Raw genomic sequence first — 25,805 nt, forward strand, 5'->3', positions numbered from 1 at the left:
TTGAAAGAGCGCTGGCTGATGCCGGCGCTCTTTGTTTATCAGATAGGTGTAGGTTGATAGATGCAGTACGGTTCTTCGGCCTTATAGTCGCCGGTGACGGCATAAGCCCGGGCCCGCGAGCCGCCGCACACGTAGCGATACTCGCAGTAGCCGCATTTTCCGTGGTGAGTATCGGGATTGCGTAGTGATTTAAAAACCGGGTGGTGCCGGTAAATCTCGGCGAGCGGTGTTTGTTTCACGTTGCCGCACGTAATCGGTAAGAACCCGGACGGCTGCACGTCGCCCGTATGCGAGATAAACACGAAACCGTTCCCGTCATTCGTGCCGCGGGGTGCTTTAGCGAGATCGTCATGTGGATGGCCGATGGGAGACAATCCAACTTGTTTTCGGTTCAAGTTCTCTTGCCGGGCGATGCGCCGATAAAACTGGGCCTCGGTCGTCGAGATGATGAATGGGACGTGTTCTTGCAACGCGAACGCCCAGCGGAGCACATCTTCATGCCGTTCCGGGGAGATGGGCTGCAGAATCGACCCGCGGCCGGTCGGAACGAGGAAGAACAGCGTCCATACCGACACCCCGAGCTCACCGACGAGTTTGGCGATTTCCGGGAGTTGATCGACGTTATATTCCGTGACCGTCGTATTGATTTGGAATGACATGCCTTCTTCCCGGAAGTAAGAGATACCGCGCAACGTCCGTTCGAAACTGCCACGGGTACCCCGAAAATAGTCGTGCGACTTGGCGTCCGGACCGTCGAGCGAGAACGCCCAGCGCGTCAATCCGGCATCTTTCGCCCGTTTGACGGCGTCATGGGTCACGCGTGGCGTTGCCGATGGGGTCATCGATACGCGCATGCCGAGCGAAGCGGCGTATGCCGTCAACTCGAACAAGTCTTCGCGCATGAGCGGGTCGCCCCCGGTAAAGACGAGAATCGGATTGTCCATCGCATGTATGTCGCGGATGAGCGCCTTACCTTGGGAGGTGTCGAGTTCATCCGGATAACGATGGAACTGGGCCTCGGCCCGGCAATGGACGCAGGAAAGCGCACAGGCGCGTGTCACTTCCCAAATGACGATGAACGGATTCTCGTTGTAGTCGATTCGTTTCATACGGACACCGCCTGTCTTGCCGTGATGCGTGTGACGGCTTGTTTGGCCGAGTCGACGCAGTCAGGGAGACCGACGCCGTGTAAAATCGCCCCGCAAGCTTCGACGCCGTCGAGGGAGGACATCGTCTCCTCGAACGCGCGCACGTATTGTTTATGACCGACCTCATACTGCGGCATCGTGTCGACGTGACGCTCGACTCTCGTGAAGATCGGGGTACCGACGTGTTGAATTTTCCGAAGTTCACGGAGCGCGAAGTCGGCAATCGTGTCGTCGGATTCTGTCAACAAGTCGGGAACGAACGCGGAGCCGATGTAGACGCGTAACAGCGCCTTGTTTTCGGGTGCCATATGCGGCCATTTCTTATGCATCCAGCTACAAGCGGTCAAGGCGTTGCCTTCGCCTTTGGCGATGACGTAGCCCGTCCCGTCGAGTGCCTCGACGTCTGCTTTCTCGAACGCCGCGAGCACGGTGATGGAAGACGTGCGTTTCAATGACGACAACCGTTCCGCTTCCGGGAGACCGAGGAGCGGGCCGAGGGCGTTCGGCGAGGTGGCTAACACGATGCCGTCAAACGACTCGACCCTTCCGTCCTCGAGCACCACTTCATGGGGCCGGACTGCCGCGACTCGTGTCTCGAGACAGAGGCGATCAATCGATGGACGGAGCGCCTCGATCAAGACACCAAGCCCTTGGCCGAGCGATAAAAATTTACCGGCCTCGCGCGGTTTGACACCGGCTTGGACAGGAGGTGTCAATGCTTTCATACCGAGAATCAGGCTGCGTGTTTTTTGTTCAATCGTGATAAACTGAGGGAAAGTAGACTCGATGCTCATATCGTCGAGCGTACCATTGTAAATCCCTGACAGGAGCGGTTCGATCATCGCCTCGACGACTTCCGACCCGAGCCGGGCCCGAAAAAACGTATCGAGCGAGATATCTGATCCCGCATAGACGCGGGGTAACACGAGATCCATACCGGCCCGAAACTTGCCGCGCCACGTGAACAGATCCGTTTTGACCATCGGCCAGAACTTGGTCGGGATGCCCATGACCGAACCTGAAGGCATCTGTCGCAGTCGGTTCCGGACGTAAATGTACGAGGTCCCGGTCATCGACCGGACGAGATCGTCGTCAAGCCCAAGTTCGGTGATCAGCTCGGTCAATGTCGGCTTACGGGCCATATATCCGTCCGGCCCACATTCTAAGACGAAGCCGTCCCGATAAACGGTCTTGATTTTTCCGCCAATCCGGTCACTTGCTTCATACAATGTGACGTGCGCTCCCGCCTGTTTCGCATAATACGCGGCAGCCATGCCAGTAATCCCTCCACCGATGATTGCAATCTTGTTCAATCCATTCACCCATTTCTATGTAGTATTCCTACTAAAGGTACCGAGAATGTTGACGTAGACATAGGATAAGTCTCACACGGTTCAAGACAAATTCGTCACGATTGGAAGGAGGACCACCTATGGTTTGGTTCGGGATAACGGCCGCGGTCGTCGTCGTCGGCATCATCGCGTTCATCGTCTCGATGAATCGGCATGGCGAGAAGCTCGAAGGTGACGAGGACAGCCCGCCGGTCATATGGGCCGACGAGGAATGGTATAAGCCGGACAAGGAAGACGGTCCACTTGATGGTTAACCGTCTTCAAATATGTTAAGATGACCCGGGTAAAAACTATCGGACATGGGGTGATTGGATGAACGTATTGGAACAGCAGTTGGCGCATTTGGTCGACGAGTGTCGTCCGTACACAGCACAAGGAAAAGTCGCCGACTATATTCCGGAGCTCGCGCATGTACAAGATGATTTGCTCGGCGTGGCGATTTGCCTACCTGATGGTTCTTATATTCATGCGGGGGACGTCCATCATAAGTTCACGATTCAAAGCGTCTCGAAGGCGTTGACGCTCTGTTACGTCTTGATGGAGTTCGGAGAAGATTACGTGTTCTCAAAAGTCGGTATGGAACCGACGGGGGATGCATTCAATTCGATTGCCAAACTCGAAGAGACGGTGCCATCGAAACCGCTCAATCCGATGATTAACGCCGGGGCGCTCGCGGTCACGAGCATGATTTTAGGGGACACGGCGGAGCTGAAAATCTATCAGTTCCGTCAATTTTTGGCGACGTTGCTCGATGTCCCGGTCGAGGAAGTCACGTATAACGAAAAAGTCGCCCGCTCGGAATACGAGACGACCGACTTGAACCGGGCCTTGCTCTATTTCATGCGCCATCACGGAATCGTCGAGGGCGATGTCGATGAGATTATCGATGTGTACACGAAACAGTGTGCCATCGAAATCGATTGTTTTGACTTGGCTCGCATCGGCCGGATTCTATCAGGTAACGGAGAAGACCCGGTCACCGGCGAAGAGTTGATTCCACGTCGTGTCGTCCGTATCGTCAAAGCCATCATGACGACGTGCGGCATGTACGATGCATCGGGTGAGTTTGCCGTCCGTGTCGGCCTGCCCGGAAAGAGCGGGGTGTCGGGTGCGATTCTTGCGACCGGCAAACACGAGCTCGGATTGAGTGATGTCGGCTTTGGTATTTTTGGGCCTGCCCTCGATTCAAAAGGGAACTCGATTGCTGGGATGAAGTTGCTCGAACTGCTCGTCGAACGCTACACGTCGCGCTAAAGCTTGATGGCGTCGACCGATTCGTCGAGCCGGGTGTGCAATTGCTGGACGACTTGTTCATAGTCGTCGGTCAAGGCGGCTGGCGGCGTGAAATCGGTCCAGCGCAACAACAGCTGATGCCGGTCATTCATATCACCAAGTTCGGTCTGGAGCCGCTTCAGTTTTTGAACTTGGTCTTTTGAGGCGCTCGGCTCATAGTTCAATAAGTACTCATTTAAATAGCGCTCCCGCTTCACGGCGAGCCGGACTTTGTGGAGGGTATCGAGCCGGTCGTTCCGTTTCGTCGCTGCGTGATAGGTCGCGATGCGGCGCTTGCGGTCGGCTTTGGCTTTATCGAGAAACACCGCCGCGTCTTGTTTGCGAAAGGCGCGGAACAGCTGCCCGCCAATGAAGCGACGGACTTGCTGGTCGAGCGAAGGCGTCATTTTTTCGGTCACACGCGCTTTCAACAGCGTGCGGTCCTTGGCCCGTTGTGTTTCGACATGCTCAACAAAAGCTTGATCGAGCTCGGTCTCGACGGCGAGCCCTTCAAGCAGGACGTCTCCGTCACGCACCGCACCGAGCGCCTCCATCAACTGCTTTAATTGACGATACGTCGAGGGCTTCGTGTCGTACAATTGGATGAACGTCAATAGCTTGCGCAAGTGGACCCGAGCTTGATGGATATCTTCGCTGTTTTGAAACGTCAGCGCTTCGGTCATGTAATGATTGAACGTATTCCACGTCTCTAACAGCTCATATTTTAATTTTTCCGCATTCCGTTGATTCATTCTAATTTTTCCTTTCTGAAATGAGATGAGGTTGCCCATGTATCAAACACATTCACTAAATGAAAAAATCAAACTGTTCTTCACCATCTTCTTCCCGATTTTGGTGACACAAGTGTCCTTTTACTTAATCAGCTTTTTTGACACAGTCATGTCGGGCCGAGCCGGCGCCGTCGATTTGGCGGGTGTCGGTGTCGGGTCGAGTTTATGGATGCCGGTGTATACGGGGTTGAGCGGGATTCTGCTCGCCGTCGCACCGATTGTCGCTCAGGCGCTTGGTGCCCGTAATATCCAACAAATTCAACGGACGCTGTACCAAGGCGTATACTTAGCGATTGGCCTGAGCATCGCGACGCTCGTCCTCGGCTTTTGGCTCGTGCCGACGGCTGTCGACGGCATGGGACTGAGCGAGGAAGGAAAACGGATTGCCAAAGGGTATTTGCTCGCACTCGGATTCGGGGTGTTGCCGATGTTCTTGTTCAACGTGCTACGCACGCTCATGGACTCACTCGGCAAGACACGAATCTCGATGCTGCTTATACTATTAGGGTTACCCATTAACGTCGGATTAAATTACATCTTCATCTTTGGAAAACTCGGCGTCCCAGCGTATGGCGGTGTCGGGGCGGGAATCGCCTCGGCCATTACGTATTGGCTGCTCTTCTTTATGGCGTTCGCGTTTGTCCGGAACGGCAAGCCGTTCCTTGAATATCGTTTCTTGCGCTCAGTGGAGCGTATCTTCTGGCCGAGACAGAAAGAACTGCTCAAGCTCGGGACACCGATTGGTCTCGCCATTTTTGCGGAAGTGAGCATCTTTGCGGCGGTGACGTTGCTCTTGAGTGAATATGGAGACAATATCGTCGCGGCCCACCAAGCGGCCATCAACTTCGCTTCGTTCGTCTATATGTTGCCGTTGTCCGCGTCGAGCGCGCTCACGATTGTCGTCGGCTATGAGCTCGGGGCCCGGCGGCTTCAAGACGCCGTGCGCTACGCCAAAATCGGCATTGTGCTCTGCCTGGCTGTGTCGCTCTTTTCCGGTGGGCTCTTGTTTTGGCAGAATGAACGGGTCGCCGCCATCTATACGAACGACGCGGCCGTCGTGGAACTCGCGGCCCACTTCATGATCTTCGCGGTCTTCTTCCAATTGTCGGATGCGGTAGCCGCCCCGATTCAAGGGATTTTGCGTGGGTTCAAGGACGTCAACGTGACGCTCATCTTGTCGCTCATCGCCTATTGGGTCATCGGCCTCCCGCTCGGCTATACGCTCGCCGAAAGGTTCGGTTTCGGACCGGACGGCTATTGGATTGGTTTGATTGCGGGTCTAGCGGCCGGAGCCGTGTTGCTGGTCATGCGTCTCATCCATATCGTCAAACGGTATGAGGCCCAACCGATTACGAACGAAACATCCTAAACAAGACAGGTTGACGCTACGGCGTCAGCCTTTTTTGTTGTTTGAGGGGGAAACAGGACGGGCAAAGAATTGGGGAAATAGAGTTTATTAGTTAGTTGAATTGGTCTATACAACTATACTGGTTTTTGATATGATAACGATGAAGCTACTTGAAGAAAGGTGGATGACCGATTATGGTGATCATCAATGCACACATCGTTTCGGGGGACGAAACGTGGGAACGAGGCTATATCGAGTTCGATGGCACGACGATTGTGAGCGTCGGTGCGATGGAGGACTATCAGGCAGGAACAAATAAAGAGATTGACGTTCACGGGGCGCTCGTGACGCCAGGCATGATTGACGTCCACATTCATGGAGGTTACGACGTCGATACGATGGATGCGGACGTGGATCGACTACGTCATCTCAGCCGTTCGATGCTCGCTGAAGGTGTGACGTCTTATTTTGCGACGACGATTACACAGTCACCGACTGCCATTACGAAGGCGCTGCAAGCAGCCCGGACTGTCATCGAGGCGGGAGACGCGGCACTCGTCGGCATCCATCTAGAGGGACCGTTCGTCAACGTCGACAATGCGGGGGCACAGCCGGCCGAATATATTATCGATCCCGATGCAAGTCAATTCCGCACATGGCAACAGGAAGCGGGCGGTCACATTCGCCTCGTCACGTATGCGCCGGAACGTCCGGGAGCACGTGAGCTTGAACAGGTGATGGGTGAGACCGGTGCAATCGGATCGACCGGACACACGAACGCCACGTTTGCCGAGAACAAGGAAGCGAACGTCAAGCATGGCACGCACTTATACAATCAGATGCGAGGGATTCATCATCGGGAGCCGGGAACGGTCGGCTATTGTCTGTTGGAGCGGGACGTCATGGTTGAAATCATTCCAGACGGGATTCACAGCCGGCGCGAGATGATCGACTTCGCCTATCGCATGAAAGGGGCGGACGGTCTCGTCGTCATTACAGATGCGATGCGCGCCAAAGGTCTTCCGGACGGCCGTTATGAACTCGGGGGTCAACCGGTCATCGTCGAAGGCGGGGCGGCTCGACTCGAAGCCGGTAACTTGGCCGGCAGCGTCTTGACGATGGACGCGGCGTTCCGCAACGTAATCGCGTTCACGGGATGCACGGTGCAAGAAGCGGTGAAGATGACGTCGGCGAACCAAGCGCGTGAGTTCGGTTTGACGAACAAAGGGGCCATCGCGCCTGGCTTCGACGCGGATCTCGTCATTTGGGATGACGCGATGACGGTCGTGACAACGATTCATCAAGGACAGGTCAGTTATTCGAAGGAGGACATGCAATGAACATATTAGTGGCGAACACACCGACGGACGCAGAAGAAATCGCATATACACTCATCAAGGAACGGGTCGCCGGGAAGCGCGATTTCGTGCTCGGACTCGCGACGGGCAGTACACCGGTCGGGATGTATCAGATGTTCAAACGAGATCAACTCGACTGCAGTCACGTGACGAGCGTCAATCTAGATGAGTATATCGGGCTCGCACCGAGCCATCCGCAAAGCTATCATCACTTCATGGAAGAGAAGCTGTTCAATGACATCCCATTCAAACAGAGCCATCTGCCTCATGGTGACGCGGCCGACCCGGAAGCGGAAGCGGCCCGCTATGAACAGCTCATCCGCTCGATTGGTGTCGACCTGCAATTGCTAGGCATCGGAGAGAACGGACATATCGCCTTCAATGAGCCGGGTACCGCGCTCGATGCGAAGACGCATGTGACCGAACTGACCGAGTCGACGCGTGAAGCGAACCGCCGTTTCTTCGATTCAATCGAAGACGTGCCGACGCAGGCCATCACGATGGGACTCGATACGATTATGAACGCACGCGAGATCGTCCTCGTCGCGACCGGTACCCGTAAAGCCGAAGCCGTGCATCACATGATTGAGAGCGTGCCGACGATTGACTGGCCGGCTTCCATCTTACAGGCGCATCCAAGTGTGACCATCGTGCTCGATGCCGAGGCGGCCTCGGCTTGTAGCAATGTGTTACAGGCGCGTGGCAGTGAAGCGGCCGACCGATTCTTTTCGATTCGAGCTTGATGACCTGGAGACAAGTGTCTCCAGGTTTTTTTCTCGTTAACTGTGGGAAATTGTATGGAAATGGATTTGTAATCAAAACGTTTTCGACAAAAGTCGAGGTTTCCTCTATAATAGGTGAGGCTCATATCATTCGATCGCGAAGGAGAAACTCATGAATTCAAGAACCCAAGCTCGTAGACGGCGCAAAGGCCCGTCTGCGTTTTATAAGCTGTTCAGCGCCCTTGTATTGATTGCCGTCATCGTTGGCTCAAGCATGTATGGAACGGCTTTTTATAAAGCGCATAACATGCTGTCAGGTACTCAAGTGACGCTTGAGGATGATCCGACTATCGAACCGACTCGATTTGATAAAGAGGATACCGAGAGCTTCCTCGTGCTCGGGACGGACTTGTCCCCGCAGAAGAAAGCGCGCGGCGAGTATGGTCGGTCTGACGTCATGATTGTCGTCATTCTGAACAAGAAAAACAAACAGACGACGATGCTCAGCATCCCGCGTGACTCGTACGTCAACATCGACTATACGGGCTTCAATATCCCGTACGGTAAGACGGGTCTCGATCAAGACAAAATCACGCACGCCTATTACTTCGGGTCGATGGATGAATCGAACCCGAACAACGGCATGCGGATGGCGACGAACACGATTGAAGACTTGGTCGGCATCGACATCGACCACGTCGTCTCCCTCAACTTCCAAGGGTTCGTCGACTTCATCGATGCCGTCGGCGGGGTCGAAATCGACGTCCCATTCTCGTCTGAACAGAAGAGTTACGACGCTTCACGCGAAGTCGTCCAAGTCGAAGCAGGGCTTCAACAGTTATCGGGCGAAGAGGCACTTGCTTACGTCCGTAACCGTTATGACGACCCACGCGGAGACATCGGTCGCGGACAGCGTCAGATGGAAGTCATCAATGCCGTCCTTGACCAAGCGCTCGGCACGTCGCTCATCAACAACTACGACAAAGTGTTGAAAGCAGTCGGGGACAACATGCAGACGACGCTCGGTCCGAACGACTATATGCGTTTAATCGAGGACGTCGGCGCCCTCAACAACACGGTTCAATATCAGTTGACCGGTGAAGGGGCCCGCGGTGTCGACGGTCATTTCTATTACTTCTTGAACGAGCCGTTGTTCGAAGAAGTCCGTTATCGCGTCCAACAGGCCGATGCCGGGAATGAAGTCGAACCGATGACCGATACCGAGCTTGAGACGTATATGTACGACCCAGCTGGAATCACGTACGAAGCACAATAAAAAATGGTTTGCCGTCCGCGGCAAACCATTTTTTATGTGCGTTCCATCGCGACGGTGAATGAGTAGGCGTCGCCGCGGAACAAGGAACGGCTATACTCGAACATGTCCCCGTTCTCGAGATACGTCCGTTGGTCGATTAAGAGCACAGGGGCGTTCGAAGAAATCGTCAACAGCTTCGCTTCCTCCGGTCCCGCGCTCCTCGCCTCGAGGGTTTGGGTCGCATTCTTCAACCGGAGCCCCGACTGCTCGGCGAACTCGTAAATCGAACCGACGGCATCTGTCTCGGTCAAGTTCGGTAGTAAGGCGACCGGGATGTATGCTGTCTCGAGGGCGAGCACGTTCTCATCGGCGAGACGGAGACGTCGCATCTCATAGACGGGGGTGTCGAGCGCGACACTCAGTTTTTGGGCGATTTTGGCTGGTGCCGGAATCGTTTGGAACGATAACAGGCGGCTAAACGGACGCATGCCCCGATGTTTGATTTCTTCCGAGAAACTTGTCAATCCGGACAAGGCCATCGTGATTTTTTTTTTGGCGACGAACGTGCCTCGGCCTTTTTGACGGCTCAAATAACCGGCGTTGACCAAGTTCGTGATGGCTTGGCGGACCGTCATCCGGCTGACGTTATAGCGCTCGGAAAACTCCCGTTCGGATGGGATGGATTCTCCCGGTTGAAGCTCGCCGGCATCTATTTGTTGCTTTAAATAGGCTTCGATTTGATAATAAATAGGTAGCGGTGATTGTTTATCAATCTGTAACATGCATATCGCTCCTGACTGCTAAAGTAAGTGTTTCTTATTATAGACCAAATTAGACTAGTTGTCTGAACATATCCTACAGAAAAGGTGGCGATCAAGATGAAGCCATGGCAATTTGAAACGACGGTGACCGACGTGCGCACCGATGCGCGCGGGACGTGGGTCGCGCTTGAATCCACATTATTTTATGCGGAAGGCGGGGGCCAACCTCCGGACGTCGGAACACTCGACGGACAACCCGTTCTCGACGTGCAACGGGTTGATGAGGTCGTCTGGCATTTAGTCGAAACGGGGCTCGAACGTGGGAAGTTCGTGACTGGAATGGTCGATGACGCGGTCCGTCACGACCACTCGATTCAACACACGGCTCAGCACGTGTTGACGGCTTTATTGGAAGACGAATACGGTATTCAGACGCTCAGCTTCGGCATCGGACAAGAGGAGTCGTCGCTTGAAATCGAGACAGAGACGCTCGATTGGACTCAAATCGAGTCGTTGGAACGAGACGTGCAACGCATTATCTTTGAGAACCGTCCCGTCTCCACGTACGAACTCACGTCCGCAGAGGTCGAGGTCGATCGGTTACGCAAACCGACCGACCGCACCGGGATGATCCGGATTGTCGACATTGAGGGACTCGATTACAACGCGTGCGGTGGGACACATGTCGAGACGACCGGCCAACTTGGGATCGTCCATGTGACCTCGATGAAAAAAGTTCGTGGGAACGTCCGCCTGACGTATGTGGCCGGTCACCGGGCCTTGTCCGCCATCCATTCGTCACGGACAGCGCTGCGGACGATTCACCAAACGTTATCGACGACAAACGAGACGGTCGCTGCCCGTGTCCTCGAGGAACGAAATCTTCGTCTCGAGCGGGACAAGGAAGTGAAGGCGCTCGAGGCGCGCGTCGCGAAAGCGAAAGTCGCTGCCTTTTTGCAGGAAGACAATTACGTCATCACCCATATCGGTAAGACGGAAGCGGAAACGTTGACGACGACCATCGTCGAACGCATCGCTGCGACGGGCCGAATCGCTGTCGGAGCCAATCATACAGGTCAAAAGCTATGGCTCATGCATGACGGGACACATGACATCGCCATCGGTAAATTCTTAAAACGGACGCTCGACGACCTCGGCATCGGTCGCGGTGGCGGCAGTCATAAACAAGCCCAGGCCCGATTCGAATCGGTCATCGAGTTGGAACGTGCGACGGCAGAAATCGTGAAACGGCTTCAGGAAGGAATGGTATCATGTTGAAGATTGAGCACGGCACGGAAGCAGAACTGATTGAACAGGCACGGGTTGTGCGAGCGACAGTGTTTATTCACGAGCAAGGCATCGCCCCTGAAATCGAGTATGATGAGCTTGACCCAGACTGCATCCATTTCGTCGGGACGGTGGACGGTGAGCCGGTGACGACGGCGCGTCTGCGTCCAATCGGTGACGCGGTCGGGAAAGTCGAGCGGGTCGCCACACTCGCTTCGGCGCGCGGTAACGGGTATGCCAAGGAAATCATGCTCGCCATCGAGTCTGTCGCGCGAACGAGTGAGTTACATCAGCTCAAACTTGGTGCTCAACTGACGGCTCTGCCGTTTTACGAGCGTCTCGGATACGAGGCGTACGGGGACAATTTTTTAGACGCGGACATTCCGCATCGGATGATGAAGAAGACGTGGTGACTGTTTTTAGAAATTTTCCTTTTTTCTAAAAAAAGGTTGGCAAGCCGGGATGCATTTGTTATAACTAAAACTAACAACTGACAGATAGAGGTTGCGAATGACATGAGTACGCTTGATCGACACGGACGCATTCCGGATCGAGCCGAAAGGGGAATTTCGCCGAAGTCGACGTTCGCATGCGTACGAACGAAGGCTGGGGTAGTCGTGAATAACGCCTACACTGCCATGGATGAAATGCCATGGAGCGCTATCTACGGAACGATTCTTTAATCGTTTTTCAACTGCGCGTACAAGCGGCAGACCGTAGGGAGAGTGCTTCCTACCGGTCTGCCGCTTTTTCTGTTGGTGGACATCATGAAAGTGGGGAACCTGATGACAACCGTATTGAAATTTGGAGGCAGCTCCGTTGCCACGATTGAACAAATCCAGGCCATTTCCGAATATTTACAGACACGGGCCGCGGCCGGAGAGAAACTTGTCGTCGTCGTCTCCGCGATGGGGAAAACGACTGACTCACTGTTGTCACTCGCCAAACAAATCACGGAACGCCCGATGATCCGTGAACTGGACCGCCTGCTTGCGGTCGGTGAGGAGCAGACGATCAGCCTGCTCAGCATCGCTTTGAACTCTCGAGGCGTGGCGGCCATCTCGCTTACCGGACAACAAGCCGGGATAGACACGATGGGTATTCACACGAAAAGTAAAATCAAAGCGATTCGCAAAGAGGTGCTCGAAGAGAAGCTCCGGACATATGACGTCGTCATCGTCGCCGGTTTCCAAGGCGTCAACGAGTTCGGTGATGTGACGACGCTCGGACGAGGCGGATCGGATACGACTGCTGTCGCCTTGGCCGCCGTCCTCAGCAAACGCTGTGAGATTTACACGGACGTCGCCGGTGTCTATACGGCTGACCCGCGCATCCATCCGACGGCCCGCCGATTAGATACCGTCTCGTATGACGAGATGATGGAAATGAGCGCGCTCGGGTCGAAAGTGATGGAGATGCGTAGCGTAGAGCTCGCGAAAAAATTTGATGTGAACATCTTTGTAGGAAAGACGCTTGCGAGCGAAGGAGGAACATGGATCATGGATATGACACAGGCGATGGAACAAAAAGCGGTGACGAGCGTGAGCGTCGTGAAGAACGTGCTCAGCGTCTCAATCAAACATATTCCACATTCGGTGGCAGGAGTTGCCGACATTTTCGAGAAATTGTCACAGCGTCATGTCAATATCGATATGATCAGTCAGACGGCGTTCGATGGTGAAGTATTCCTGTCGTTCACCTGTCCGCTCGATGAAGAGGCGTTTCTCGAAGAGGCACTCGCGGAACTGACTGAGACGTTCCCACAAATCAAAATCGACCGTCATACCGAGCATGCGAAAATCTCGGTCGTCGGCATCGGCATGCGTGATGCGACCGGTGTCGCTGCCGAACTGTTCGCCACGTTCCGCGAGAGCGGGATTCCATTCTATCAAGTCACGACATCCGAGATTAGCATCTCGTACACGATTAACGAACAAGACGTCGAAGCAGCTGTCGCGGCCATCGCGACCCGCTTCAAGTTATAAGGAGGACGCCACATGTATAACGTAGCCGTCGTCGGTGCGACCGGTGCCGTCGGCCAAAAGATGATTGAAGTATTGACCGAGTATGAATTTCCAATCAACGAATTGATGTTGTACGCATCGGCCCGTTCAGCCGGGAAGACCGTGAACGTGAACGGCAAGGACGTCGTCATCCGAGAACTGTCGGACGCGATTTATGCGGACCCAATCGATATCGCGCTCTTCTCAGCCGGTGGGAGCATCAGTGAACAATATGCGCCTCGCCTGAGCGAACAAGGTGTCATCGTCATCGACAACTCGAGCGCATTCCGGATGAAAACGGACATTCCGCTCATCGTACCGGAAGTGAACCGAGTCGAATTGAGCCCGGACAAGACGCTCATCGCCAACCCGAACTGCTCGACGATCCAATCGGTCGTCGCGCTCGCACCACTCGCGGAAGTATACGGGTTGACGCGTGTCGCCTATACATCGTATCAAGCCGTCTCTGGCTCGGGCCAAAAAGGGATAGAGGACTTGGAACGCGGAGCACGTGGGGAAGAGCCGAAGAACTACCCGTATCCGATTTACGATAACGTCTTGCCACACATTGATGTGTTCTTAGAGAACGGTTATACGAAAGAAGAACAGAAGATGATTGAAGAGACACGCAAAATTTTAAACGCGCCGAACCTCGGTGTCACAGCGACATGTGTCCGTGTCCCGGTCCGCAACAGCCACGCCGTCTCCATCACGGTCACGCTCGACCGCGACGCGACGCTCGCCGAAGTAAAAGCCGTGCTCGCGGACGCGCCAGGTGTCGTCTTGATGGACAACCCAGGGGAGCTCGTCTATCCGACACCACTCGATGCGAACGGGACAGACGACGTGTACGTCGGTCGTATCCGTGTCGACGAGTCACAGCCGAACACGTTCCATCTCTGGTGCGTCGCTGATAACGTTCGAAAAGGCGCGGCAGCGAACGCCGTCCAAATCGCCCAATGTATGATTGGGCAGACTGCTACGAAATAAGGGGGAGATTATATGTTCACAGGAGTCGCAACCGCACTCGCTACACCGTTTCAAGCAGACGGTCTGCTAAATCTCACAGCGTGGGAAGCGTTGATTGAAGATCAAATTAAAGAAGGTGTCAGCGGTCTCGTCATCGGGGGAACGACTGGTGAAGGCATGACCATCACGGACGAAGAGTTCGAGACGCTTCTCGTCAAAGCGATTGAAGTCGCTGCCGGCCGCGCCGTTATCATCGCGGGAACCGGGTCAAACAACACGGCGCTCAGCATTCAAAAGACGAAACGGGCCGCCGAACTCGGAGCCGAGATGGCGATGGTCGTCACGCCTTATTACAACAAGTCGACGCAAGCGGGTCTGATTGCCCACTTCACAGCGATTGCCGACGCGTCACCGATTCCGCTCATGCTCTACAACGTACCATCTCGGACGGGCGTCGCACTTGATCCGGCAACGGTTGGGGAACTCGCTGATCACCCACGCATCGCTGCGCTTAAAGAAGCGAGTGGGGATATCTCAGTGATGGCTCAAATGATGGCGCATGTGCCGGAAGGGTTCCCAGTTTATTGCGGGAACGATGATCAAATCCTTCCTTATATGGCTTGGGGGGCGCAAGGTGTTGTATCGGTCCTCTCGAACGTCTATCCGGGTGCGACGGTCGCTTTAGCTGAAGCGCTCCTCGTCGGAGATTTGGAAACGGCACGCACATGGCAGCTCCGACTGCTCCCGGTCATCGACGAATTGTTCGCGGAAGTGAACCCGATTCCGGTCAAAGCAGCATTGAATGCACGCGGATTCGAGTTCGGTGCACCACGTCTCCCGCTCGTCCCGATGAGTGCGACGGCCGAGGCCCGCTTGTTGTCGGCAATGGAGCAGTTCAATGAGGTGAGACAGTGAACTTACTCATTCATGGATACGGCGCGATGGGACAAATCGTCGAAGAAGTCGCCCGGACACAAAATTTGAACGTTGCGGCCATTGTTTCGCCGGCCGGAGGGGAACATCCTGTCTCGCTACAAGATGTCGAGGCCGAGGTCGATGTCGTCATCGACTTCTCGAACCCGGCGCTGTTGGATGATGTGCTTGCGTTTGGAAAAGCTAAACAAATCCCGCTCGTCATCGCGACGACGGGCTTCTCGGAAGCAGAGCTCGCCAAAATTGAGGCGGCGTCTCAAGAGATCCCGATTTTCCAGTCGTATAATACGTCTTACGGGATCGCTCTTTTGAAACAGTTGCTCGACCAACTCGTCCCGCTCACGCTTGGTTATGACATCGAAGTGATTGAGGCGCACCACCGTAAGAAAGTCGATGCACCGAGCGGGACGGCGGAACTGCTCGCCCGTGCCATCGAGGCGAAACGCGACGTGACACCGGTATATGACCGTACACCGCGTCGTGAAGCGCGCGCAGCCGATGAACTCGGCATGCATTCGGTACGCGGGGGGACGATTTTCGGTGAACATACCGTCCTCTTTGCCGGAGACGACGAAATGCTTGAATTGAAACACACGGCCCTGTCCAAACGCGTCTTCGCGAACGGGGCACTCGCTGCGGCGGCAACGATTCTTGACCGCCCAGCCGGATTATACAATTTAACGAACCTATACGAGGAGGCCACTCATGTTACTCACAAACGCTTATGAAATCGCGCAATACATTAAAGATGCCAAGAAAGAAACGCCTGTCAAATTGTACGTCAATGGTCAATTGGCCGGTCTGACGATCGAAGATGCCAAAGCTTTTGGAACGGACGAGTCGAAACTGTTCCTCACGACGGCTGAACGTGCGGCTGCTTTCCTAGAAGCGAACGCTACCGTCATCACGGACACGCACCTCGAGTACGACCGCCGCAACAGCGCCGTACCGATGCTTGATACGACGCAGTTGAATGCCCGCATCGAACCAGGTTCGTTCATTCGCGACCACGTTCAAATCGGGAATAACGTCGTCGTCATGATGGGTGCTGTCATCAATATCGGTGCCGTCATCGGTGACGGGTCGATGGTCGATATGAACGCGGTCATCGGTGCCCGCGGGACGCTCGGGAAAAACGTCCACCTTGGCGCTGGCGCTGTCGTGGCGGGTGTCCTTGAGCCACCTTCAAAAGATCCGGTCATCATCGAAGATGGCGTCATGGTCGGTGCGAACGCCGTCATTTTGGAAGGCGTCCGCATCGGTGAAAATGCCGTCGTCGCAGCAGGTAGTGTCGTCACACAAGACGTACCGCCAGGCGTCGTCGTTGCCGGTACACCAGCCCGCGTCATTAAGCAAAAAGATGAAAAAACCGCAGAAAAAACACAACTTGTTGATGACTTACGCTCCCTGTAACGTATAATAGACAGAAAATATCAAAAATGAATGGGAGAGTTGAACAATGGAACAGTATGGACAATGGATGTGGCAAGACGGGGCTTGGATCGAGCCGAGTGACGCGAACACGAGTATCATGACACACGCGATTCACTACGGTAGCGGGTTCTTTGAAGGAATTCGGGCATACCACACAGAGGAAGGCCCGGCCATCTTCCGACTCCGTGAACACTTGGAGCGACTCGTTCGTTCGTGTGCATACTATCACGTCGACTTGCCGTACACGGTCGATGAGCTCGAACAAGCGACAATCGAATTGATTGAACGCAACGGATTCGAAGCTTGTTACATCCGCCCATTCGTTTTCCTCGGCACACCTTGGCAGGCACTCATGCCGACACAGGAAACGAAAGTACACGTTGCCATCTCATGCTGGCCGCTCGGCGAATATTTCAGCAAGACGGTCGGGATCCGCGCGAAAGTCGCCTCGTATCGTCGCGTCTCTTCGACGATGATGCCGATGCAAGCGAAAGCGGCAGCGAACTATATGAACTCACAACTCCTTAAAGGAGAAGCGGTCCGCGACGGGTATGACGAAGCGATTGCCCTCGACATGAACGGAAACGTCAGCGAGGCGAGCGTCGCCAACATCTTCCTCGTCAAAGGAAACAAAATTTTCACACCGTCACTCGATTGCTCGGTGCTCGACGGCATCACGCGTCAAACGGTGATCGAACTTGCCCGTGAGGAAGGGTTCGAGGTCATTGAACGCCACATCGGACGTGACGAACTATATGTCGCAGATGAGATCTTCTTAACAGGAACGGCGGCTGAAGTGACGAGCGTCATCGAAATCGACAACATCTCGATTGGCGGCGGCGTCCAAACGGTCGCGACGAACATGCTCACGCGTTACCGTGAGGCCGTGACCGGACAAATCGCGGGCCACCGTGATTGGGTCACGTTCGTCAAAGCCGGAGTCAAAGAATAAAGGAGTTTTTTGTATGGGAGTCACAATTGACTTGAATGCGATTCGCGAAAACAAACGTCGGATTGAAGCGCTTGGCCGACCGGTGTTCGCCGTCGTAAAAAACAACGCCTATAACTTAGGGATGGAGCCAGTTGTGACGACACTGTACGAAGAAGGGGTGCGTCACTTCATGGTGACGACGCTTGACGAGGCGAGCGAGGTCCGGGCATCAGCTCCGGAAGCGCGCGTCCTTGTCATGAACCCGGTCTACGAGTGGACAAGCGTCCATCGGGACCATCTTGACGTCGCCATCGGTTCTTACGATTGGCTCGTCTCGCAACGGGACCAGCTCGACGGGGTCCGGCTTCATTTGAAGCTCGACGTCGGCATGAACCGTTTCGGTGCGAAGACGTTCCAGGAAGCGTTGGCCATCGTCGCCTTTTGCCAAGACGAAGGGCTCGACCTTGTCGGCTTATGTACACACTTCCCACTCGCGGACGCGGATAACGCCGAAATCGAGCATAGTGTGCACGTGCAACGGTTCGCCGACTGGTCGAATCGTCTCATGGAACGGCACACGTTCGAGATCGTGCATGCGGCCAACAGTGCGGCGACGCTTCAAGCGGATCCGCGTCTCGGACATTGCACGCACGTACGTGTCGGCATCTTTCTGTATGGCTACTCTTCGGTCGAACCGGTCGATTGGCTCGTCCCGGCGTTTCGCTGGGAGACAGAAGTCGTCGCCGTGCACGACATCGAGGCCGGTGCCCACGTCGGTTACGGCACGGGCTACACGGCCGAGACGAAAGAACGCATCGCCGTGCTCGCGGTCGGCTATGGCGACGGACTCATGCGGGCCCGGCGCTTCTTACCGGCCCACATCGAAGGACGGGCCTATCCGTTCATCAGTAACATCTTCATGAGCCACAGCTTCCTACGCGTCGATGACACGATTCAAGTCGGAGACCAGGTCGAGCTTTACGGCCATCTCACGAAAATCGATGACGTGACCCGCACCGGGCACGCCAACAACTCAGAACAATTATGCGCACGCTCATGGCGTGTCCCGCATCGCTTTGAAGGAGGCAATGTATGTACACCACCAACCAATCAGTTTGTATGATCGAAGGCGTGTCCGTCCGTGAACTTCAAGCGACGTACGGGACACCGCTCTATATCATGAGCGAGCCTGAACTCGAACGTCGCCTCGGCCTCATCCGGAACGCGTTCCTCGACAAGTATCCGAACACGTACGCGCTGTACGCATCGAAAGCGATGTCGATCGCGGCCGTGTACGACAAAGTGATGGCAGCCGGTCTGAGCATCGACGTCGTCTCGCGCGGCGAGATGTTCGTCGCGCTCCACGCCGGTGTCCCGGCCGACCGGATTCACGTCCACGGGTCGAACAAGACGGTGCAGGACATCACGTTCGCGCTCGAGAACGGGATCACCCACTTCACGATCGACAACATGCGTGAGATTGGGCTGTTGTCGGGTCTGGCCGCTGCGCAAGGGGTAGACGTTGATGTATTGCTCCGCATCGTCCCACAAGTCGTCGGAGGCGCCCACGAGGCGATTCAGACGGGCGGGGTCGATACGAAGTTCGGCTTCCCGACCCATGACGACACGTATCTCGAAGCGATCAAGGCGACGCTGCAAGCGGAACGGTTGAACTTGACGGGGATTCATTGTCACGTCGGTTCGCAGATTCAAGAGCCGACGCTGTTCATCAATACGGTCAAGACGATGGTCAACTTCATCGAGACGATTCGTCAAGAGACGGGGTATACGGCCGACGTCTTAAATATCGGAGGCGGCTTCGGTGTCGCCTATCTCGAATCGGACGACCCGCTCGACTTCGCCGATACGATGACGCAAGTGATGGATACGCTCGTCGCGGAAGTGGAACGCTTCGGCTTGCCGCTTCCGAAAATCGGCATTGAACCGGGCCGTTGGCTCGTCGCCAACGCCGGTGCGACGCTCTATGAAGTCGGGACGGTGAAAGAAGTGAGCGGTGTCCGCACGTACGTCTCGGTCGACGGAGGGATGACGGATAACATTCGTCCCGCTCTCTATGACGCTGAATATGACGTCATTGTGGCGACACGGATGGATGAAGCGAAGACGCTCGAGGCGAAAATCGTCGGGGCGTGCTGCGAGTCGGGAGACATCATCTCGAACCGTTCGCTTATCCCGCCGGTCGAAGCGGGTGATCTCTTGCTCGTCAAAGCGACAGGGGCATATAACTTCTCGATGGCGAGCAACTATAACCAGATGCTCCGTCCAGCCGTCGTCTTCGTGAAGGACGGGACACATCGTCTCGTCGTCCGCAGACAGACACTCGAAGATTTGGTCGCCTGTGAGATTGTCGGACAGTCGACATAATGTGATGAACGCATTCCTGAATCAGGGATGCGTTTTTTTGAGGAGTCGTTCTTCTTCAAATGAGAAATGTTTTCAATTATGATGAGAGAGAGAATAGAGGGGGAAGTGACTTCAATGGAAAAGACAGTAGGACAACAGTTGATTGAATCGCGGCGGACGATTCGCATGTTTACGGAAGGTACGCTCGACACGTCAGAACTATACTCGTTACTCGCCTCGGCGCACCAAGCGCCGTTTCACAATAAGGTAGAACCATGGAATGTTTACTTGTTCAACGGAGACGGGAAAGATGTGTTACTGTCCGCGCTAGAGCCGGCGTTTCAAGATGGACCGGATTCGAAACGTGAAAAGATTGTCGGGCGGATTCGTAACGCGGCCGCATGTGTCTACGTGACGACGAAGGCGTTCGAAACGGAGAAAGATCGGAAGGATGCGTTGCTTGCGACAGCGACGTTCATTCAAAACTTCCACTTGCTGTGCAGCGAGCGGGACATCGGCCTCGTCTGGCGGACCGGGGGCATCTTTGAGGACGCGCGTCTGCAGGACATGATCGGGGCGGAAGGGGAGACGTTTGTCGGGTTACTCCAGCTCGGTCGTTACGAAGACGTGCCACCGACGAAGCAACGTCAATCGATTGACGCTAGTTTGACAATTTTTGAGTGAACGAAAAGGCCCGAGCGTAGGTGACTACGACCGGGCCAATATTTATAGGTCAATGAGACTGAGCCGTTCATGTGAGCGCTCGGTTTATTTTTTTAACTTGGCTGCAAGCCAGTCTTGAATGACATTCGTTGGAATCATTGTGTTCACGTTCCCTCAGTTTTAATTTCTTTCTCTATATTATTATCCAATTGCAGTCGTTCCCAAACCTCGCGATGTGTTCCTTGAAGCGTAGCGTCAAATGAATCCTCGATATGCAGGTAATGACTTGGGTTAATGGACGAGGCGTACAAGTCTAGAATCAGTTCGGCATGGTTTGGATACATACAATTGGCCCCTTTCGAAACGTCGGCTTGACTACATCCTCAGTATACAGGGGGAACATGAAGAAAAATCGGGGGAATCGTTAACATTTTATGAATCTTGCAAACGCTTTCGCAAACTTTGTGTAGATGTCAGTGGTTCACACGTCTGTTTGTACTGCTCGGCCCGCTTCGCGTATTTGTTGACGGTCCGTTCCATGATAAAGCGATCCTCATCATTGAGCGGACGGACGACTTTGGCGGGGACACCCATGACCATGACGCCTTCCGGGATTTGCATGTTCGGTGTGACGAGCGCCCCGGCGGCGATGAACGACCCCTTCCCAATCTTTGCCCCGTCGAGGACGGTCGCATGCATGCCGATGAGACAGCCTTCTTCAATCTCACAGCCGTGAATCATCGCCATATGTCCGATGGAGACGCGGTCATGGATGACCGTCGGAGAGCCTTCATATTGGTGCACCATCGATCCGTCTTGGATGTTCACGTAAGAACCGATGCGAATCGGTCCTTCATCTCCCCGAATGACCGTATTGAACCAGACGCCGGAATGGGCACCGATTGTGACATCACCGATGACATGGGCTCCGGGTGCGAGAAACACCGTCTCGTCGACTTGCGGCGTCAATTCGCCTAATTTGTATTGCATATGTGTAACCCCTTTCAAACAGATATGCTTTCATTGTCGCATAAGTTGAAAAAGAAATTGCGCCTGAAAGATTATTCTTGTTAAGATAGTAAAAATACGTAGAAAAAAAAGGAGACACACAGATGGAGAAACAACATTTGATTGACATCGCGGCGAAGAAAAAGAAAGCAGCGGTCGTCTTTAAAGATGTGGCGGTCATTGACGTCTACAGTCGCGAGACGATTCGCACGGATGTCGCCATCGACGCAGGATACATCGTGGCCATCGGGGACGGCTACGAAGGGGAGACAGAGTATCACGACCCGTCTTGGACATTGGCACCATCGTTCATCGATTCCCACGTCCATATTGAGTCATCGATGGTTCCACCCCACGAGTTCGCCAAAGCGGTCCTGCCGCTCGGTGTGACGACGGTCATCGCCGATCCGCACGAGATCGCGAACGTCAACGGGGCACTCGGGATTGAGTATATGCTCGCGGATGCTGAGGGGTTGCCGCTCGACGTGCGCATGATGCTCCCGAGCTGTGTACCGGCGACGCCGTTCGAGCACGCAGGGGCGAAACTATACGCCGAGGACTTGGCGCCGTTTTTAGGCGATCCAGGGGTGCACGGTCTCGGCGAAGTGATGGATTATCCGTCCGTCGAGTCGGGGAGTGCGGACATGCTTCAAAAGATCGCCCAGACCGAACTTGCCGGGAAAGTCGTCGACGGCCATGCCTCAGGTCTTGGTCCGGATCAGTTGAACGTGTATCGCACGGCCGGTATCATGACCGATCATGAATGCACGACCGCTGAAGAGGCGCTCGAACGGGTGCGCCGCGGTTTTTACGTTCAGATTCGGGAAGGATCGGTCGCCCGGAACGTCGAGCAGGTCAGTTTGGCCATCACCGAGAGCAACGCCCACCGGTTCTTGTTCTGTACGGACGACAAGCATTTGGACGATCTCGTCGCCGAGGGTGGCATCGACTACAACATTCGCATGGCGATCAAACAAGGCGTCAAGCCGGAAACGGCGTATGCTGTCGCCAGCCTGCACGCGGCCGAGGCGTACGGGTTGAAAGAAGTGGGGGCCATCGCACCGGGCAAGCGCGCGAACTTTGTCATCTTGTCAGACGTCGAATCGGTAACAATCGATACTGTGTACGTGAACGGGGAAGTCGTCGCCAAGGCAGGCAAGGCCACGTTCGAGGCTGATGGGATCGAAGTGCCGAAACCGATGCGAGGCGAGCTGAAGCTGCCGGACTTGACGCCGGAGTCATTCCGCTTGGCCGTGAAGGAAGAGGCGGTCGATGTGATTCAAGTGCTGCCGAACAGTCTCTTAACGAAACGGGAGCGGCTCGTCTTTAATCCGGACGCGTCGGGTGCCGATTTCACGCAAGATATCGCCACACTCGCTGTCATCGAACGTCATCACGGGACGGGTCATATGGCGCTCGCGCCGGTGACCGGTTTCGGCTTGAAACGAGGGGCACTCGCAGCGACGGTCGCCCATGACAGCCACAACCTCGTCATCGCCGGGGTGAGCCCGGACGACATGTTGCTCGCAGCCGAGACGCTTGAAAAAGTGGGCGGTGGGGTCGTCGCGGTGTCAGAGGGCAAGGTGCTGGCCGTCTTACCGCTTGAGATTGGCGGACTCATGACGAAACGTCCGTATGCGGAAGTGGCGGACGTGCTCGAACAGTTGAACGATGCGCTCGACGTCGTCGGGGCCCATCGTCACTTCAACCCGTATTTGACGATGTCGTTCCTCGCGCTTCCGGTCATCCCGGATTTGAAGTTGACCGATATGGGACTATTCGATGTGACGACGTTCTCATTCATCGAGTCGTAAGTCAGTCTAACGTATGATTTTTGTTAAGAACGACCCGAAACGATTGAATGGATCGGCTTAAGTTGGTATAGTTACGACAAGTTTCATCGGTAAATATGGAAAGGGGGGATATCACAGATGGAACAAGTTGCATACAACCGGTCGTATGATGAACATGGGGATTTGATCAATTCTGTATATCGTGCCTTCCAAGACCGATGTCAAGAATTGCCCGACGAGACGCGGACGAAACGGCGATTGCGTCACCTTATTTTCTTAACAATCAAAGAACATACGACGTCACACGCCGAGCGTTTTGTCTTATATCATTTCTTTAGTGATTTCTTTAAAGCGGTCGAGTCAGACGACCAGGCTGCACTCGCGGTGTTGAAACAAATCATCCGAGATGAAAAAAACTATTGATTAGTCACTATGACCTATGATAATTTAGACGTAACTTTAAATGAATATTCGTGCTATCGATGAGGTAGAGGTGCGATGCTGATGAGTAAGTAGTCCGAGGACGACAACGGTGAAGACTACAGAAAGGCAAGATCGCCGAAGTGTAAAGTCATGTCTCTGACTTTGTGCTGGGCTGACGGGAAATACCCGTCAGACTGCCATACATATTTACGTATGGAGCGCTCCAAGTCGGCTAAGAAAGACGGAACATCCAGCGAGGGTGTCGGCTTTGTTGCCGATGCCCTCGCTTTGCGTTTTTTTAAGCATAGGGGGGCCTCATCTCTAACAAAAGAGGAGGAAATCACATGGTAGATTATTCAACTTCGGTACTCTCACTCGTACCGGCTTTATTGGCCATTATTATGGCCATCACAACACGGAAAGTCATTCCGTCACTCGGTGTCGGGATTATTGCAGGGGTCTTATTGCTTCACAATTTTAATCCTCTCGAATCGATTCAATATTTGTGGTCGAACGTCATCGCCTTATTCTGGGCCGACGGAGCCATTAATGAATGGAACGTGCTCTTGATTGCGTTCTTGCTCTTGCTTGGGATTTTGTCATCGATCATTCAAACGTCGGGTGGCGCCCGCGCGTTCGGAGAATGGGCCGCTTCAAATGTCAAGACAGCCCGTGGTGCTCGTCTCGTCTCGTTCGGACTTGGGATTTTAATTTTCATCGACGATTACTTCAACAGTCTCGCCGTCGGGAATATCAGCCGACCTCTCACGGATCGGAAAAAAGTGTCACGGGCGAAACTCGCTTACATGATTGACTCAACGGCCGCACCAGTCTGTGTCATCAGTCCGTTATCGAGTTGGGGAGCCTACATCATTGCCATTCTTTCAGGTATTCTTGCAAAATATTCGATTGACAGCTATTCATCGTTCTCGGCGTTCATTCAAATTATCCCGATGAACTTTTACGCCGTGTTCGCATTGCTTTTGACAGCTTATGTCGCCTACACGGGACTTGCCATCGGACCGATGCGCACGCATGAACTCCGTGCCCTCCAAGGGGAACTCTACGACGCTTCGAAAGGTGCGCCGATGGGGATGAGTGAAGATTTGAACGAACATGAAGGTGGGAAAGTCCGTGACCTGATTGTCCCGATTATCGCCTTGATTATCGCGACAGTGTCGGCCATGCTCTACACGGGCGGACAGGCGCTTGCCGCTGACGGTCAGAGCTTCTCGTTGATCGGAGCGTTCGAATCAACAGACGTGACACGTTCCCTCGTAACGGGTGCTGTCATCAGCTTGATTGTCGCCCTCTTATTGTTGATTGGCCGCAAGATTCCCGCGAAAGACTATGGACAAGCGACATGGGGCGGAATTCGCGCCATGTGGCCAGCCGTGCTCATCTTGTTGTTTGCTTGGACGATTATCGCCGTCATCGGTGACATGAAGACAGGTGACTACTTGGCAAGTTTCGTTACAGATTCGATTTCACCATCTTACTTGCCGTTCCTCTTGTTCTTGATCGCCGGTCTGATGGCGTTCTCGACAGGAACGAGCTGGGGAACGTTCGGTCTCATGCTTCCAATCGGAGCCGATTTGATTATGGCAGTCGAGCCGGAGCTCTTGCTACCGACACTTGCCGCTGTTCTCGCCGGAGCGGTGTTCGGAGACCACTGTTCACCAATCTCGGATACGACGATTCTCAGTTCGACGGGTGCCGGGTCGCACCATATCGACCACGTGTTGACGCAGTTGCCGTACGCCTTGATTTCAGCCGGCGTGGCAGCGGTCGGTTACTTGGTCCTTGGAATCTCAGACTCGATGTGGGTCGGATTCTTCGCAGCCCTCGCGACGTTCGTCGTGGCGCTCGTCATTGCGCAAATTATCTCGAAACGCGGACGCGTACCAGCCGATATGCGGACTGAGCGCGAAGCGTAATCATCTAGATAAGGGACATACCACAACTTCGTGGTACGTCCCCTTTTTTTGCG

The 25,805-nt window shown here is 54.4% G+C and carries 25 protein-coding genes and 2 riboswitches; of the genes, 20 read left to right on the top strand and 5 right to left on the bottom strand.

Features of this window, described 5'->3' with window-relative positions; genetic code table 11:
• Positions 1-38: 38 nt before the first annotated feature.
• Positions 39-1,109, bottom strand: a complete 1,071-nt coding sequence (locus KNP81_RS09735) for a TIGR04053 family radical SAM/SPASM domain-containing protein (RefSeq protein WP_214719798.1) — start codon at positions 1,107-1,109, stop codon at positions 39-41.
• Positions 1,106-2,470: a protoporphyrinogen oxidase gene (gene hemG, locus KNP81_RS09740; RefSeq protein ID WP_214719799.1), complete on the bottom strand. Its 1,365-nt coding sequence runs from the start codon at positions 2,468-2,470 to the stop codon at positions 1,106-1,108. The genes KNP81_RS09735 and hemG overlap by 4 nt, the downstream gene beginning before the upstream one ends.
• Positions 2,471-2,580: 110 nt before the next feature.
• Between hemG and KNP81_RS09745 the strand changes: the two genes are divergently transcribed.
• Both KNP81_RS09745 and glsA read left to right on the top strand, forming a co-directional pair.
• Complete coding sequence (locus KNP81_RS09745) at positions 2,581-2,754, top strand: hypothetical protein (RefSeq protein WP_214719800.1); 174 nt, start codon at positions 2,581-2,583, stop codon at positions 2,752-2,754.
• Positions 2,755-2,812: 58 nt separating this feature from the next.
• Positions 2,813-3,754 (top strand): glutaminase A, encoded by a 942-nt coding sequence (glsA, locus tag KNP81_RS09750; protein WP_021065217.1) that lies wholly within the window; start codon positions 2,813-2,815, stop codon positions 3,752-3,754.
• Here glsA and KNP81_RS09755 read toward each other — a convergent pair.
• Positions 3,751-4,524: a CHAD domain-containing protein gene (locus KNP81_RS09755; protein WP_214719801.1), complete on the bottom strand. Its 774-nt coding sequence runs from the start codon at positions 4,522-4,524 to the stop codon at positions 3,751-3,753. The two genes, glsA and KNP81_RS09755, sit on opposite strands and share 4 nt — an antisense overlap.
• Positions 4,525-4,561: 37 nt before the next feature.
• Here KNP81_RS09755 and KNP81_RS09760 point away from each other — a divergent pair, with 37 nt between their 5' ends.
• The 4 genes from KNP81_RS09760 (at position 4,562) to KNP81_RS09775 (ending at position 9,267) form a co-directional block, all read left to right on the top strand.
• Complete coding sequence (locus KNP81_RS09760; RefSeq protein WP_214719802.1) at positions 4,562-5,932, top strand: MATE family efflux transporter; 1,371 nt, start codon at positions 4,562-4,564, stop codon at positions 5,930-5,932.
• Between the two features lie 173 nt (positions 5,933-6,105).
• A complete protein-coding gene (nagA, locus tag KNP81_RS09765) occupies positions 6,106-7,251 on the top strand; it encodes an N-acetylglucosamine-6-phosphate deacetylase (protein WP_214719803.1) in 1,146 nt (381 codons plus the stop codon).
• Positions 7,248-8,012: a glucosamine-6-phosphate deaminase gene (gene nagB, locus KNP81_RS09770; protein WP_214719804.1), complete on the top strand. Its 765-nt coding sequence runs from the start codon at positions 7,248-7,250 to the stop codon at positions 8,010-8,012. The genes nagA and nagB overlap by 4 nt, the downstream gene beginning before the upstream one ends.
• A gap of 151 nt (positions 8,013-8,163) precedes the next feature.
• Complete coding sequence (locus KNP81_RS09775) at positions 8,164-9,267, top strand: LCP family protein (protein ID WP_214719805.1); 1,104 nt, start codon at positions 8,164-8,166, stop codon at positions 9,265-9,267.
• Positions 9,268-9,299: 32 nt separating this feature from the next.
• On the opposite strand, the gene KNP81_RS09780 is transcribed toward KNP81_RS09775, so the two are convergent.
• Positions 9,300-10,028 (bottom strand): GntR family transcriptional regulator, encoded by a 729-nt coding sequence (locus tag KNP81_RS09780; RefSeq protein WP_214719806.1) that lies wholly within the window; start codon positions 10,026-10,028, stop codon positions 9,300-9,302.
• Positions 10,029-10,124: 96 nt separating this feature from the next.
• Here KNP81_RS09780 and KNP81_RS09785 point away from each other — a divergent pair, with 96 nt between their 5' ends.
• The 11 genes from KNP81_RS09785 (at position 10,125) to KNP81_RS09835 (ending at position 20,612) form a co-directional block, all read left to right on the top strand.
• On the top strand, positions 10,125-11,285 hold the full coding sequence (locus tag KNP81_RS09785) for an alanyl-tRNA editing protein (protein ID WP_214719807.1): 1,161 nt from the start codon (positions 10,125-10,127) through the stop codon (positions 11,283-11,285).
• Entirely contained in the window at positions 11,279-11,707 is a 429-nt protein-coding gene (locus tag KNP81_RS09790; protein WP_214719808.1) for a GNAT family N-acetyltransferase, read from the top strand. Before KNP81_RS09785 ends, KNP81_RS09790 begins: the two co-directional genes overlap by 7 nt.
• Before the next feature lie 77 nt (positions 11,708-11,784).
• Positions 11,785-11,965: riboswitch (Lysine riboswitch) on the top strand.
• 114 nt (positions 11,966-12,079) lie between these two features.
• On the top strand, positions 12,080-13,279 hold the full coding sequence (locus tag KNP81_RS09795) for an aspartate kinase (RefSeq protein WP_021065226.1): 1,200 nt from the start codon (positions 12,080-12,082) through the stop codon (positions 13,277-13,279).
• 12 nt (positions 13,280-13,291) lie between these two features.
• Positions 13,292-14,287: an aspartate-semialdehyde dehydrogenase gene (locus tag KNP81_RS09800; RefSeq protein WP_214719809.1), complete on the top strand. Its 996-nt coding sequence runs from the start codon at positions 13,292-13,294 to the stop codon at positions 14,285-14,287.
• A 12-nt stretch (positions 14,288-14,299) separates the two neighbouring features.
• Positions 14,300-15,181 (top strand): 4-hydroxy-tetrahydrodipicolinate synthase, encoded by an 882-nt coding sequence (dapA, locus tag KNP81_RS09805; protein WP_214719810.1) that lies wholly within the window; start codon positions 14,300-14,302, stop codon positions 15,179-15,181.
• Positions 15,178-15,927 carry a 4-hydroxy-tetrahydrodipicolinate reductase gene (dapB, locus tag KNP81_RS09810; RefSeq protein ID WP_214719811.1) on the top strand — a complete coding sequence of 250 codons (750 nt, stop codon included), beginning with the start codon at positions 15,178-15,180 and terminating at the stop codon, positions 15,925-15,927. The genes dapA and dapB overlap by 4 nt, the downstream gene beginning before the upstream one ends.
• Positions 15,905-16,612, top strand: a complete 708-nt coding sequence (gene dapD / locus KNP81_RS09815; protein WP_214719812.1) for a 2,3,4,5-tetrahydropyridine-2,6-dicarboxylate N-acetyltransferase — start codon at positions 15,905-15,907, stop codon at positions 16,610-16,612. The genes dapB and dapD overlap by 23 nt, the downstream gene beginning before the upstream one ends.
• A gap of 46 nt (positions 16,613-16,658) precedes the next feature.
• Positions 16,659-17,585, top strand: a complete 927-nt coding sequence (locus tag KNP81_RS09820; RefSeq protein WP_214719813.1) for a branched-chain amino acid transaminase — start codon at positions 16,659-16,661, stop codon at positions 17,583-17,585.
• Between the two features lie 13 nt (positions 17,586-17,598).
• Entirely contained in the window at positions 17,599-18,687 is a 1,089-nt protein-coding gene (alr, locus tag KNP81_RS09825; RefSeq protein WP_214719814.1) for an alanine racemase, read from the top strand.
• Entirely contained in the window at positions 18,657-19,949 is a 1,293-nt protein-coding gene (lysA, locus tag KNP81_RS09830) for a diaminopimelate decarboxylase (RefSeq protein ID WP_251130328.1), read from the top strand. Before alr ends, lysA begins: the two co-directional genes overlap by 31 nt.
• 114 nt (positions 19,950-20,063) lie before the next feature.
• Positions 20,064-20,612: a nitroreductase family protein gene (locus KNP81_RS09835; protein WP_214719815.1), complete on the top strand. Its 549-nt coding sequence runs from the start codon at positions 20,064-20,066 to the stop codon at positions 20,610-20,612.
• 411 nt (positions 20,613-21,023) lie between these two features.
• On the opposite strand, the gene KNP81_RS09840 is transcribed toward KNP81_RS09835, so the two are convergent.
• Entirely contained in the window at positions 21,024-21,581 is a 558-nt protein-coding gene (locus KNP81_RS09840) for a gamma carbonic anhydrase family protein (protein WP_214719816.1), read from the bottom strand.
• Between the two features lie 122 nt (positions 21,582-21,703).
• Between KNP81_RS09840 and ade the strand changes: the two genes are divergently transcribed.
• The 3 genes from ade (at position 21,704) to KNP81_RS09855 (ending at position 25,752) form a co-directional block, all read left to right on the top strand.
• Positions 21,704-23,413, top strand: a complete 1,710-nt coding sequence (gene ade, locus KNP81_RS09845) for an adenine deaminase (RefSeq protein ID WP_214719817.1) — start codon at positions 21,704-21,706, stop codon at positions 23,411-23,413.
• A 117-nt stretch (positions 23,414-23,530) separates the two neighbouring features.
• A complete protein-coding gene (locus KNP81_RS09850; RefSeq protein WP_021065238.1) occupies positions 23,531-23,815 on the top strand; it encodes a hypothetical protein in 285 nt (94 codons plus the stop codon).
• Between the two features lie 57 nt (positions 23,816-23,872).
• Positions 23,873-24,047: riboswitch (Lysine riboswitch) on the top strand.
• A gap of 112 nt (positions 24,048-24,159) precedes the next feature.
• On the top strand, positions 24,160-25,752 hold the full coding sequence (locus tag KNP81_RS09855) for a Na+/H+ antiporter NhaC family protein (protein ID WP_214719818.1): 1,593 nt from the start codon (positions 24,160-24,162) through the stop codon (positions 25,750-25,752).
• The last annotated feature ends 53 nt before the right edge of the window (positions 25,753-25,805 follow it).

Origin of the sequence: Exiguobacterium sp. s149 (genome assembly GCF_018618395.1) — a bacterium.
GTDB classification, from domain to species: domain Bacteria; phylum Bacillota; class Bacilli; order Exiguobacteriales; family Exiguobacteriaceae; genus Exiguobacterium; species Exiguobacterium chiriqhucha.